The 12479-nt window shown below is 69.6% G+C and carries 14 protein-coding genes and 1 pseudogene; 11 read left to right on the forward strand and 4 right to left on the reverse strand.

Going from position 1 to position 12479, the window contains the following annotated elements:
* Positions 1-401 precede the first annotated feature (401 nt).
* Entirely contained in the window at positions 402-1076 is a 675-nt protein-coding gene (locus tag AB0N07_RS47665; RefSeq protein WP_365846738.1) for a glycoside hydrolase family 11 protein, read from the forward strand.
* On the forward strand, positions 1073-1762 hold the full coding sequence (locus AB0N07_RS47670) for a polysaccharide deacetylase family protein (RefSeq protein WP_365846740.1): 690 nt from the start codon (positions 1073-1075) through the stop codon (positions 1760-1762). Before AB0N07_RS47665 ends, AB0N07_RS47670 begins: the two co-directional genes overlap by 4 nt.
* A 36-nt stretch (positions 1763-1798) precedes the next feature.
* Here AB0N07_RS47670 and AB0N07_RS47675 read toward each other — a convergent pair whose 3' ends face one another.
* The gene (locus AB0N07_RS47675; protein WP_365846742.1) at positions 1799-2635 is read right to left on the reverse strand and encodes a sulfite exporter TauE/SafE family protein; all 837 of its coding nucleotides are present in this window, start codon (positions 2633-2635) and stop codon (positions 1799-1801) included.
* Between the two features lie 102 nt (positions 2636-2737).
* On the opposite strand from AB0N07_RS47675, the gene AB0N07_RS47680 reads away from it, so the two are divergent.
* The 3 genes from AB0N07_RS47680 (at position 2738) to AB0N07_RS47690 (ending at position 6195) form a co-directional block, all read left to right on the forward strand.
* On the forward strand, positions 2738-3511 hold the full coding sequence (locus tag AB0N07_RS47680) for a helix-turn-helix transcriptional regulator (RefSeq protein ID WP_365846744.1): 774 nt from the start codon (positions 2738-2740) through the stop codon (positions 3509-3511).
* Between the two features lie 174 nt (positions 3512-3685).
* The gene (locus AB0N07_RS47685) at positions 3686-5944 is read left to right on the forward strand and encodes a nitrate- and nitrite sensing domain-containing protein (RefSeq protein ID WP_365846746.1); all 2259 of its coding nucleotides are present in this window, start codon (positions 3686-3688) and stop codon (positions 5942-5944) included.
* 35 nt (positions 5945-5979) lie between these two features.
* Positions 5980-6195, forward strand: a complete 216-nt coding sequence (locus AB0N07_RS47690; protein WP_123969177.1) for a dodecin — start codon at positions 5980-5982, stop codon at positions 6193-6195.
* A 339-nt stretch (positions 6196-6534) separates the two neighbouring features.
* On the opposite strand, the gene AB0N07_RS47695 is transcribed toward AB0N07_RS47690, so the two are convergent.
* The gene (locus AB0N07_RS47695; RefSeq protein WP_365846748.1) at positions 6535-7026 is read right to left on the reverse strand and encodes an HAD family acid phosphatase; all 492 of its coding nucleotides are present in this window, start codon (positions 7024-7026) and stop codon (positions 6535-6537) included.
* Between the two features lie 78 nt (positions 7027-7104).
* Positions 7105-8277 carry an epoxide hydrolase family protein gene (locus AB0N07_RS47700; protein WP_365846750.1) on the reverse strand — a complete coding sequence of 391 codons (1173 nt, stop codon included), beginning with the start codon at positions 8275-8277 and terminating at the stop codon, positions 7105-7107.
* Positions 8278-8359: 82 nt separating this feature from the next.
* Here AB0N07_RS47700 and AB0N07_RS47705 point away from each other — a divergent pair, with 82 nt between their 5' ends.
* The gene (locus AB0N07_RS47705) at positions 8360-8932 is read left to right on the forward strand and encodes a CGNR zinc finger domain-containing protein (RefSeq protein ID WP_365846752.1); all 573 of its coding nucleotides are present in this window, start codon (positions 8360-8362) and stop codon (positions 8930-8932) included.
* Positions 8933-9032: 100 nt separating this feature from the next.
* Here the strand turns inward: AB0N07_RS47705 and AB0N07_RS47710 are convergent.
* Positions 9033-9343: pseudogene (locus AB0N07_RS47710) on the reverse strand (alpha/beta fold hydrolase); the annotation flags it as partial.
* A 138-nt stretch (positions 9344-9481) separates the two neighbouring features.
* On the opposite strand from AB0N07_RS47710, the gene AB0N07_RS47715 reads away from it, so the two are divergent.
* The 5 genes from AB0N07_RS47715 to AB0N07_RS47735 form a co-directional block, all read left to right on the forward strand.
* On the forward strand, positions 9482-9712 hold the full coding sequence (locus AB0N07_RS47715) for a hypothetical protein (RefSeq protein WP_365846754.1): 231 nt from the start codon (positions 9482-9484) through the stop codon (positions 9710-9712).
* A gap of 328 nt (positions 9713-10040) precedes the next feature.
* Positions 10041-10463 carry a (2Fe-2S) ferredoxin domain-containing protein gene (locus AB0N07_RS47720; RefSeq protein ID WP_365846756.1) on the forward strand — a complete coding sequence of 141 codons (423 nt, stop codon included), beginning with the start codon at positions 10041-10043 and terminating at the stop codon, positions 10461-10463.
* Positions 10464-10540: 77 nt separating this feature from the next.
* Positions 10541-10711: a 50S ribosomal protein L32 gene (rpmF, locus tag AB0N07_RS47725; RefSeq protein WP_115910778.1), complete on the forward strand. Its 171-nt coding sequence runs from the start codon at positions 10541-10543 to the stop codon at positions 10709-10711.
* Between the two features lie 7 nt (positions 10712-10718).
* Positions 10719-11957: a GTP-binding protein gene (locus AB0N07_RS47730; protein WP_365846758.1), complete on the forward strand. Its 1239-nt coding sequence runs from the start codon at positions 10719-10721 to the stop codon at positions 11955-11957.
* Positions 11958-12001: 44 nt separating this feature from the next.
* Positions 12002-12479, forward strand: a 478-nt coding sequence (locus tag AB0N07_RS47735; protein ID WP_365846760.1) for a patatin-like phospholipase family protein, incomplete at its 3' end; no start/stop codon positions are given.

The raw sequence follows: 12479 nt of genomic DNA on the forward strand, positions 1-12479 counted from the left end.
GCGGTCGGGCCTGTCAGTTGTGACGGCGGACGGCTCCCGGCCTTCGCCGTCTCCTGCTCAGCGCCGTTCGAGGCGCTCCTCTTGGCGCTCGCACCGTTGTCCTCCGAGCCAACCGCGCCGAGGGCCGCGCCGATGACGCACCCCGGCGGGCGGTGCCCTCTTCGCCCCCTGCGAGGCAGATCCGGGACCACTTGGAGTGTCCGGAAAGCCTTCGAAACATTCGGGATATCGCGTCCGGTAGTGGTCTGGATATCTCCTCCTCTGGCAGATAACTGCTGCCCAACCATACGAATGTTTCGCGATCAATGCCGAAACTATTGACGCTTGACGGGGGCAGGCCAACACTCTTGGACCAAAACCCGGCTTCAATCCGGCCTCGACGACGAGGAGGAACAACGCACATGGACATCGCACCCGCACACTCGATGAGCCGCAGGGGCGCCTGCGCGCTGCTGCTGGGCACCACCGCGGCGCTGGCCCTGCCCGGCACCGCCCGCGCCGCCACGGTCATCACCACCAACCAGACCGGCACCGACAACGGCTTCTACTACTCGTTCTGGACCGACTCCCAGGGCACCGTCTCCATGACCCTGAACTCCGGCGGCAGCTACAGCACCAGCTGGAGGAACACCGGCAACTTCGTCGCCGGCAAGGGCTGGAGCACCGGCGGACGCAGGAACGTGAGCTACTCGGGCAGCTTCAACCCGTCCGGCAACGGCTATCTTTCGCTGTACGGCTGGACGTCCAACCCGCTCGTCGAGTACTACATCGTCGACAACTGGGGCACCTACCGGCCCACGGGGACGTACAAGGGCACGGTCTCCAGCGACGGCGGCACGTACGACATCTACCAGACGACGCGGTACAACGCCCCGTCCGTCGAGGGCACCAGGACCTTCAACCAGTACTGGAGCGTGCGGCAGTCGAAACGGACCGGCGGCACCATCACCACCGGCAACCACTTCGACGCCTGGGCCCGCGCCGGAATGCCCCTCGGCAGCTTCAAGTACTACATGATCCTCGCGACCGAGGGTTACCAGAGCAGCGGCAACTCCAACATCACGGTGTCGGGATGAGCACCGGACGAGGTCTCCCGTTACGTCCCTGGACGACGACGCTGGCCGCCGTCGCCCTGGCCGCCACGGGCACCCTCACCCTCCACGCCGCTCCGGCACAGGCCGCCACCTGCAACGGCTATGTCGGGCTCACCTTCGACGACGGCCCGTCCGGCAACACACCGGCTCTGCTGGGCGCCTTGAAGCAGAACGGGCTGCGGGCCACGATGTTCAACGAGGGCCGCTACGCCGCCGCCTACCAGGCGCAGGTGAAGGCCCAGGTCGCCGCGGGCATGTGGGTCGGCAACCACAGCTACACCCACCCGCACCTCACCCAGCTCGGCCAGGCACAGATCGACTCGGAGATCTCCCGCACCCAGCAGGCCATCGCGGCCGCGGGGGGCGGCACGCCGAGACTGTTCCGGCCGCCGTACGGCGAGACCAACGCGACCGTGAAGTCCGTGGAAGCCAAGTACGGCCTGACCGAGATCCTCTGGCAGGTCGATTCGCAGGACTGGAACGGCGCCAGTACGGATGCGATCGTGGCCGCCGCCGGCCGGCTCACCAACGGGCAGGTCATCCTCATGCACGACTGGCCCGCCAACACGGTCGCCGCGATCCCCCGTATCGCGCAGGGCCTGGCCGCTCGCAACCTGTGCGCAGGCATGATCTCCCCGCAGACCGGCCGCGCCGTGGCCCCGTCCTGACCCGGACCACCGCACGAACACCGGCCGCCGTCCCGGTCAGGATCCGACGGGATGGCGGCCCTCCACGGCCACCATCACGACCAGTACGACCAGGAGCAGCACGACGTAGGCGATGGAGTGGACGCGGTCCGGGACCCGGGCGGTGAGCCGCCTCGCCAACGCGATGGTGGGCAGCGAGCCGAGGAGCAGTGCGGCGCCCGCGGTGAGGTCGACGTAGCCGAGTTGGCCCGTGCAGGCCGGTGCGGTCGGGGCGAGGGCGTAGACGAGGGTCGCGGCCACGGCGACGGGGACGCTGAGCGGGTTGGCGATGGCGGTCGCCTCGGCCATGGGCAGGCCCCTTCGGCGCAGGAGTGGGACCGTCATGACGCTGCCGCCCACGCCAAGGCCGGCGGCCACGAGACCGATTCCGGTTCCGGTTCCGGTTCCGCCGAGGGTGGTCGTGGCCCGGCCCAGCGGCTTCGGGCCCGTGTGGTGCGCCACCGCAAGGAAACCCTTGCGCAGCAGACTGTCGGCGATCGTCACCAGCAGATAGGCGGCGAACAGCAGGCGCAGAGCCGTACCGCCGATCAGAGTGGCCGCAAACGATCCGGCGCCCGCGCCCACTGCGATGAACGCCGCCAGCGGCCACACATACGTACGGCACAGTCGGCCCTGACGCCACTGGGCCAGCGCCGCCGCCACGGAATTGACGACCATGACCGCCGCCGAGGTCGCCACCGCGATGTGCATGGCGTCCGCAGCGGAACACGCCGTCACGCTCAGGACGCCGTAGACGACGGGAACCGTGATGAAGCCACCGCCGAAGCCGAAGAGGACCGTCGTCAGGCCGGTCAGACAGCCGAGGAACAGGAGGGTGGAGAAGGAGATCAGCACTGGTCAGACGCTAGGGATCCGGCGGCATGGCGGGCAATCGATGGGTGGCCAATCTCCTACGCGCAGCAGACACAGACGGGTGGCTGTGCGTAATCTCGCGGCATGCGCAACATCCCGGTGGCGGAGGTGGACGACCTCGGCCGTGCCGTGCTGGCCATCGGCACCGACTACCCCCACGACCATCTGCTCGTCCGGCACGAGCACCGCCGCGCCCAGGTCCTGTACGCGGCCACCGGCGTCATGCAGGTCGAGACGGACGACGGCAACTGGACGATTCCCACGGCCCGCGCGGTGCTGATCCCTCCCCTGACCAGGCATCAGGTCACGATGACGGGCGTCAGCACCCGCAGTCTCTACCTCGAACCCGCCGCGGTGCCGTGGTTCCCCGCCCGCTGCCAGGCCGTCGACGTCTCCGACCTGCTGCGGGCGCTGCTCCTGGCCGCCGTGGACATGGAACCGTGCTACGCCGAGCACAGCCGCGACGCGGCACTCGCCGCCCTGCTCCTGCACGAGCTCAGGAACCTCACGCCGCTGCCCCTCGATGTGCCGCTGCCGTCCGAGCCGCGGCTGCGCGGACTGTGCGAGGCGTTCCTGCAGAAGCCGGACATCCATGACCCGCCGGCGCGCTGGTGCGCGGCACTCAACATCAGCGAACGCACGCTCGCCCGTCTGTTCCGCAGCGGCACCGGTCTGAGCTTCTCGCAGTGGCGCGGGCGCGCCTGCATCCTGCACTCCCTGCAGCACCTCACCGCGGGCATGCCCGTCACCCGCATCGCGGCCCTGCTCGGCTACGACAACCCCGCCGCCTACACGGCCGCGTTCAAAAAGCTCCTCGGACGGCCGCCCACAGCACACAAGCCACAACTGACCGCATGAAAAACGGCGTTATGGCGCGCCGAGTGAACGGTGGGCGGTAGGCGGGACGTAAAGAGATATGCCGGGCCTGCGTCGAGCGTCAGGCGATCCCGCAGCGATAGGACGATCTTGTCGAACACGGTTTCCCCGACACCCGAAGGCCGACCACGGAGGTCCCTGACCGGCAACTGGCCCGTGGCCAGGCGTCTGAGGGCCGTGCTGCTGATCCCGGTCGTCGTCGCCCTCGTCCTCGGCGGCATCCGGGTCAAGCACTCCGTGGACACCTGGCAGACAGCCGACGATGCGGTCCGGGTGGCCGAGTTGGTGCAGGCGGCGAACAAGTACGCCAGTGACGCGATCAACGAGCGTGATGTGTCGGTCATCCCGCTGCTGAAGGGCGAGCGGACCGCCGCCGCGGTCGTGCAGGCCCGCAGGACCACCGACGAGGATGCCAGGGCGTTCGACCGGGCCGTCGACCGCATGCCGCGGAACTCCGGCCTCGTGCGGCGCGTCGGACTGGTCCGCGCCGGCGAGAAGCAGCTGCCGACGGTGCGCGCGAACGCGTTCACCTCCCGCCTGAACGGTGTGCAGACGGAGGAGAGCTACCACCTCGTCCAGCACCCGCTGATGGAGATCTCGAACGAGCTGGGCTTCGGCAGCAACAACCAGGCGAGCTTCGGCCGCACCCTCTACGCCATCTCCCTGACCCAGGCGGCCGAGTCCCTGATCCGCTCCATCGGCACCCATCTGCTGGCCGAGGACCGCGGCACCCTCACCCCGGGCGAACTGGACACCCAGCTGGCGTCCTTCCGCTCGTACGCCTACCTCGAAAAGGTCGCGCTCCAGGAGTACGCGGGTGCCGGCACCGCCGACGACATGGCACGGCTGCGGAAGGCACTGGCCGCTGCGGACGCACGGGGTGAGCAGCAGCGGACCGAGGCGGCGGCCAAGGCCAAGGCGTCGGGCCGGAGTTACGTCGCCCCGCCCGACCTGGACAAGATGGTCGGCCAGATCGCCGCCGGCCGGACGACCGCGCAGCTCACCGCCGAGGGCATCACGCCCGAGTCGTTCTTCGCCGCGTCCACGCTCGGCTTCGACGCCTACCGCAGCATCGAGGTCCACCTCACCGACACGGCCCTGACGGGCGCCCGCGACATCGCCGGCGACACCCGCCGTGACGCGATCATCAACGCGGTGCTCGTCATCGCGTCCGTGCTCGTCGCCTTCCTCCTCGCCTCCTGGGTGGCGCGCACCATGAGCCGCCGTATGCGCCGGCTGAGCGCCTCGGCCATCGATATCGCCGGGCAGCGGCTGCCCGCACTGATCACCCGGCTGTCACGGGCCGCCCCCGTCCAGGTCGACCCCCGGGTCGCACCCATCCCGATCACCAGCACCGACGAGATCGGCGAAGTCGCCCGCGCCTTCGACCACGTGCACCGCGAGGCCGTGCGGCTCGCCGCCGAACAGGCCCTGCTGCGCGGCAACATCAACACGATCTTCACCAACCTGTCCCGACGCAACCAGTCGCTGATCGAGCGTCAACTGGCTCTGATCACCCACCTGGAGGATCACGAGACCGACCCGGACCAGCTGGAGAACCTGTTCCGGCTGGACCACCTCGCCACCCGGTTCCGCCGCAACGGCGAGAACCTCCTCGTACTCGGCGGCGAGAAACCCGCCCACCAGTGGGACCGGCCCCTGCCGCTGATCGACGTCATCCGTGCCGCCTCCTCCGAGGTGGAGCAGTACGAGCGCATCACCTTCTCCGGCATTCCGGAGGCCGAGATCCACGGCCGGGCCGTGACCGACCTCGTCCATCTGCTGGCCGAACTGCTGGAGAACGCCACCTCGTTCTCCTCCCCGCACTCGGAGGTCCGCGTGACCGCCGTCCATCTGCCGGACGGCCGCATCATGCTCGAGATCCACGACCAGGGCATCGGGCTGCCCGCGGAGGACTTCGCGACGATCAACCGCAAGCTGGCCAATCCGCCGACCGTGGATGCCGACATCTCCCAGCACATGGGACTGTTCGTGGTCGGCAGGCTGGCCGGCCGGCACGGCATCCGCGTCCAGCTCCGCCCCGCCGGCGAGCAGTCGGGCACGACGTCGCTCGTCATGCTGCCGGACACGATCACCTACCGGACGGCGGCAGAGGAACCCGACACCGAAACCCTGGCCCTGGCCGCCGTGAAGGAGGCCTCCTCATCGCGGCGCGGGATCTCGGCGGCATCCTTCGCCCCACAGGACGCGCCGCCGGACGGGGGCGACGGGTTCCAGGGATACGAGGCCTGGAACGACCGCCCGGCCGAAACGCCACCGCCCGGCCGCGACGAGGCCGCCCGCAAACCGCGGGCGAAGGGCGCCCGCTCGCGACGGCGCGCGCGCCGCACACCCAAGCAGGAAAGCAGCCCGGACGTGTCGCGCTCCGCCCCGCCTTGGGGCACGGTGGAGTGACGCGTGACGCAGGTGTCACGGAGAGGAGCACCCGCATGACGAACCACACCTACCGGGTCACTGAGATCGTCGGCACCTCACCCGACGGAGTCGACCAGGCCATCCGCAACGGCATCACCCGCGCCTCGCAGACCCTCCACAACCTGGACTGGTTCGAAGTCACCCAGGTCAGGGGCCAGATCGAGGAGGGCCAGATCGCCCACTGGCAGGTGGGCCTGAAGGTGGGCTTCCGCCTGGACGAGTCGGCCTGACGGGGAGGGTTCGGGCGGGCGCCCGACGGACCGGGCAGATGGAGCACGTCTCGGGAAGGCGCCGGACGAGCAGGCCCGAGGGGCCGAGGTCTGGCATGACGTTCGGGAAGTGGCGCCGCTCCATGAACAGCCGGGCCCGCTCCACGACCCCGGCCGGGTCAAGGGCGGCAGGCCAGTCCGCGAAAAACGCCCGACCGGCCTCGCGGAAGGCCACCGCCCGACAGGCACCTCACACGCCGGGCGGACGATGCTGCCACCGCGCCAGACCTCGACCGGCCGGACGCAGGCGGGCCGCCGCACGGCGCCTGACGCGCGGGGCGGACCGGGCCGCCGGACCACTCAAGTCCGGCCCTCCACCTCCTGCGCCGTCTCCAGGGCGGCCGACGGGGCCGTCCAGTGGGCCCGTACGACCGGGAAGCCGGCCCGTTCGGCGTCCTCGCAGACCAGTTCGTCGTCGTCGACGAGCACGCGGACGTCCCGGGTGCGGGCCAGGCTGCGCAGGATCTCCAGCTTGGTGCGGCGGGCGGGCCGGCGGTCGTCGTTGCGACGCATGTGGACGCGCCCGTCGGGCAGACCCTGCGCGGCGAGCCAGTCCAGCGTGTCGCGCCGGCAGCGCTCGGGCCGGCCGGTGAGATAGACGATCTCGCACTCCTTCGCGCTCTCCAGCACCAGCGCGATGCCCTCAGGGATCGGCGGGTCGTCCGGTGCGGCGGCGAAGAACGCGTCCCAGTCACGCGGCTTGCGTTCCAGGAACCGCTGGCGGTGGGCCGTGTCGGCGAGCGTGTTGTCCAGGTCGAACACGGCAATCGGGCGTTTGTTGCTGTCGGTCACGCGCCCACCCTAGATCTGTCCCGCTTCCCGGTTCAGGGCCGGACTCCGTATGTGGGAGCGAGCGACGTCTGTCGACGATCAGCGAGTGGCAGCCAGCACTGCCGCGAGGCCTTCCTGCAGGTCCTTGACGAAATACTCGGGAACTTCCAGCGCCGGGAAATGCCCCCCGGTTTCCGGGGAACTCCATCGGACGATCTGCAGGTACCGCTCCTGTGCCCAGGGGCGCGGGCACTTCTCGATGTCGCGGGGATACATGGTGAGTGCTGACGGCACGTCGACCCGAAGCTCGGGGTCGAGCGAGTTGTGGCTCTCGTAGTAGATGCGGGCCGCCGACGCACCCGTCCGCGTCAGCCAATACAGGGTGACGTCGTCGAGAACGCGGTCCCTGGAAATCGTCTCGAACGGGCTGTCCTCCGTGTCCGACCAGTCGGCGAACTTGTCGAGGATCCAGGCGAGAAGCCCGACCGGTGAGTCGACGAGCGAGTAGCCGATGGTCTGCGGCCGGGTCGCCTGCTGCTTCGCGTAGGCCGCCCGGTGAAGCCAGAAATGGCGGGTCTCCTCGGCCCACCTGCGCTCGACCGCCGTCAGCCCGTCCGTCGACAGCCCGGGCGGTTCCTCCGCGAACGTCGTGTGGATACCGAGAACGTGCGCCGGGAACCTGCCGCCGAGGACCGTGGTGATGTTTCCTCCCCAATCGCCGCCGTGGGCCAGGAACTTGCTGTAGCCGAGCCGCCCCATCAGTTCCACCCATGCGGCCGCGATCCTTTCCGTTCCCCAACCCGTGGTGGCCGGCTTGTCGCTGTAACCGAAGCCCGGCAGCGACGGGACCACGACGTGGAACGCCGGAGTGTCCGCATCTTTCGGATCCGTCAGCTCGTCCACCACGTCGATGAACCGAGCAATGCTGTCCGGCCAGCCGTGCGTCAGGATCAGTGGAGTGGCATCCGCACGCGCGGATCGGCGGTGCAGGAAGTGGATTCCCAGATCATCAATGGTCGTACGGAACTGGCCGATCCCGTTGAGGCGCTCTTCGAACGACCGCCAGTTGTGCCCGGTACGCCAGTAGTTCACGACGTCGACCAGGTCGGCGAGAGGAACGCCCTGTTCCCAGCGGCGAGGGCCGGCCGCGGCGCGAGAGACCGTCTCGGCCTCCGGTAGCCGCGCCGCGGCCAATCGGGCGCGCAGATCGTCGAGGTCGGCGTCAGGTGCGTGGGCTTCAAATGCTTGTACGTCGTTGGCTGGACGGGGCATGAGACCTCCTGGCCATCACGGAACCGGCTGAGACGGTTCTAACAGTTCCACAAGGCACGCCGCAACCGGCTAAGGTGGTTCCATGCGTGATGGGTTCCCTGACTTCCGCCTCGGCAGCGTCCTGGCGACCAGCTTCACGGGCACTCTGTCGGAGCGTCATGGCAGCGCCGTGGAGCGCATTCCCACGCCGCAGCGACTCGTCGACTGGCTGACGGTGAGCGGCCTCGCAGTGGACTCCTGCACCCCTGCCCAGCTCGACCTGGCCCGGGAACTGAGGGAGTCGATCCACGCCGCCGCGACAGCGGCCGCGCTCCAGGACGCACTCCCTGCGCCTGCCGTCCAGGTCATCAACGACTGCAGCGCCCAGGGCCGGGCCGCGGCGATCCTGACGCCCGAGGGCAGGCGGCAGTGGCGGCTCAGCCCGGCTTCCCGCGTGGAAGACGCCCTCAGCGTGGTCGCCGCCGACGCGATCAGCATCATCGCGGGCGAACGCGACGGAAAGCTGGCCTTGTGTGCATCACCGACCTGCCGAGCGGCCTTCTTCGACACCAGCCAAAGCCGCACCCGCAAATGGTGCGACATGAACACGTGCGGGAATCGTCAGAAGAAGGCGCGCTTCCATGCCAAACAGCGCAACCCCGGTTCAGCGGAGTGATCGTTTCCTTGGCAAGCCTCAGCCACCGGCGTCAGGGATGCTCTGCAGGAAGTCGACGAGGACCACGGCGAGTTCGGCGGGAGCGTCTTCCTGGACCCTGCTGGGCGAGCCGGTCCAGCACGGCGGGGTGCAGGCCGGGGCTGCCGGGCGAGCCGATGTACTCGCGTACCAGGGCACCAGCGCGACCGGATCGACCAGGGCGAGCGCCCGGTAGCGGGCTCCGTGCAGCAGATACGCCCACAGGGAGACGGCACCGCCGAAGTCGTGGGCCACCACCAGCGGTTCGGCAAGTCCCCAGTGCGCCAGGAGTTCGGTGAGGACCCGGCCCTGGGCGGCCAGGGAGACGTCCTGCCCGGCGGACATCTGCGATGCACCGTAACCGGGCATGTCCCACACGAACACCTGGCGCCGACGCGCGTGCGCGCCGTGGCGGCCGCCCGCGCGGCCCGCAGGCAACTCCTGCACGTCGGCTGTCGACCCTCGTGGTAGCCGTCATAAGACCGAGGACGCCCGCGTGACCTGGGCCGATCCGAGGTCGTTGACTGGGCTATGAAGAAGATCAGTGTGCTTGCCGTGCTCACCATGACCGGACTTGCGCTCGCCACCCCAGCCCACGCCGACAACGACAACAACCCCCACGGCCACATGAACGTCAGCCACCGAAGCCCCCTCGCCACCGGCCTCTGCAAGGAAGCACTCGCGCTCGTCCCGGTGTTCGCACCCGTCACCGATCAGTCGGTGGAGGACGCCTGCAACAACCGCGACCACGCCGGCGACTGACGCGACCGGTCCAAGTACTCCGGCTCCGTATCCGCCGCCGGTGGTGGGCAACCTTCCCGCCACCGGCGGCCACTGCTGAGCGACACCACAGGCAGGCGGAGGCGGGAGAACCCCATGCGCAGGAATGCGGTGATCCGAACGGCAGCGGCCGTGAGCGCGGCATCGATGACGTCACACTCGGCGCCTACCAGGGCGAGCGCTTCGTGGTCGACGCTGCCGTCGGCACCGCAGTTCCCGGTACCGCGGAGCGGGGCGGACATCGGCGCCCGGTTCTGATTCGTCCGCCCCGGTGCGGCGGGACGCAAGGCGGATGGATCATGCTTCTCCCATGCCATCCGCGTTTCCCTCCCCCCGCCGCACGTTGATCGGCGCGGCCCAGCAGCGCCCCTGCACTCTCGTCGTCTGCCGGGGCTGCTGCTGCGGCGACCCGCGCAAACACCCCGGCACCGACCACGCCTGGCAGCTGGAGCGGCTGCGCGCCGCGGCGGCCGAGCACGGCTTCCAGGTACGTACGACCGACTGTCTGGGCCCCTGCGACCAGGCGAACGTCATCGTCGTCCAGCCCTCCGCGGCGGGGCGCCGGGCCGGCGGGCGGGCCACCTGGGTCGGCTTCGCCATGGACGACGAGTGCACGGAGGAGCTCGCCGGCTGGGCGGCGGCGGGCGGTCCGGGCGTCGCCGAGCCGCCCGTGACGCTGGAACTGCAGTTCATCCAGCCACCGCGGGACGCACGCGTGCGCAGCCGCCGGTGAACCGCCCATCACCCAATTGTTAATGGGAGTCATTTTCATGTAGCGTCCTCGGTGCTTGCCCACCGAGGAGGTTTCCCATGGCTGTCCCCAAGCGGAAGATGTCCCGCAGCAACACCCGCCACCGCCGCGCCCAGTGGAAGGCGACCACCCCGCAACTCGTACCGCTCACCCTCGACGGCGTGCGCCACCTGGTGCCGCAGCACCTGGTCAAGGCGTACGAGCGCGGGCTGCTGCGCCCCGAAGGCTGAGCCCGCGATGCCGTACGACAAGCCGCATGCCCGCCTGCCCGTCACCGTTCTGTCCGGCTTCCTGGGGGCGGGCAAGACCACGCTGCTCAACCACGTCCTCGCCAATCGCCAGGGCCTGCGGGTGGCCGTCATCGTCAACGACATGAGCGAGGTCAACATCGACGCCGCGCTGGTGCGCGGCGGCGAGGCCGCACTGTCGCGGACCGAGGAACGTCTCGTCGAGATGACGAACGGCTGCATCTGCTGCACCCTGCGCGACGACCTGCTGGAGGAGGTCGACCGGCTGGCCCGCGAAGGACGCTTCGACCACCTCCTGATCGAGTCCTCCGGCATCTCCGAGCCGATGCCGGTCGCGGCCACCTTCGCCTTCGCCCGCGACGACGGCGCAACTCTCGGCGATGTCGCCGAGCTGGACACCATGGTCACGGTCGTGGACGCGGCGAACTTCCTGCCGGAACTGGCAGGCGGCGACGAACTCGCCGAACGCGGCCTCGCCCCGTACGAGGACGACGAACGCACCGTCAGCGATCTCCTCGTCGACCAGGTCGAGTTCGCGGACGTCATCGTCCTCAACAAGCTGGACCTGGCCGACTCCCGCGCCGCCGACGGGCTACGCGCGACGCTCGCCCGCCTCAACCCCCTCGCCCGCATCATCCCGGCCACCCATGGACGCGTGGACCTCCACCAGGTCCTCGGCACCCGCCTGTTCGCTCTCGAACGCGCCCAGCAGGCGCCGGGCTGGGTGCGGGAGCTCAACGGCGACCATGTGCCGGAGACGGAGGAGTACGGTATTTCGTCGACTGTCTTCCGCTCCGAACTCCCCTTCCATCCGGACCGGTTGTGGACCTTCGTGACCGAGGAGCTGGAAGGCGGCGCGTTCGGCCGGGTGCTGCGCTCGAAGGGCTTCTTCACCTTGGCGGGCTCCGGGGTGACGGGGCTGTGGTCGCAGGCCGGTTCCGTGGCCCGCTTCGAGCCGTCGGCCGTGCGTGACCCCGAGGCACCGTATGCGCAGGAACTGGTCCTGATCGGCGTCCAGTTGAATGCCGACGGGATTCAAGCCGCCTTGACGGACTGTCTCGTACGGCCCGGCGAACGCCTCCCCGACGTCGACCCGTTCCCCGCCTGGGACACGTACGGCATCGACGACAGCTGCGAGCACGGGCAGCAAACCGGCCATGTGCCGACTCCTGTCGACATCCTGGACACGGTCCGCACTTGTGAGGATGCTCGAGTGCAAGAGGTGTGACAGCGCGGCACGCCACCGTGGGCGCGCCCGCCACCGTGACGGGGGTGAGGACGGTGGAACCACACGCGGCTGCCGGCCCGGAGACGAAGTCCCGGGTGGACCTGGTTCTGGAAGGCGGAGGGGTCAAGGGGATCGCCTTCGTCGGTGCGTTGCAGAAGCTGTGCGCCGAGCACACCGTACGGCGGGTGGCGGGCACATCGGCGGGCGCCGTCGTCGGGGCGCTGCTGGCGGCCGGCTATACGGTGCCCGAGCTCGAAGCGACCCTCAGGGAGATGCAGTTCGCGTCCTTCGAGGACGGCTGGGCACGCCACTTCGGCAAGCCCGGTGCGGCGCTGGCCTTCCTGCTGCACAACGGCGTCTTCAAGGGCGACGCACTGCACGCCTGGATCGAGGAGCGCCTGGCCCGCAAGAACGTCGTGACCTTCAAGGAGTCATCGCCATCTTCGAACATGCCTGGTCGGAGGCTCTGGCGTGCGGTTGGGTGGGGATACTCGGGCTGGTCGCGGGCGCAAGTCTGCGGTC

The organism is Streptomyces sp. NPDC051172 (assembly GCF_040682555.1).
Taxonomy (GTDB): Bacteria; Actinomycetota; Actinomycetes; order Streptomycetales; family Streptomycetaceae; genus Streptomyces.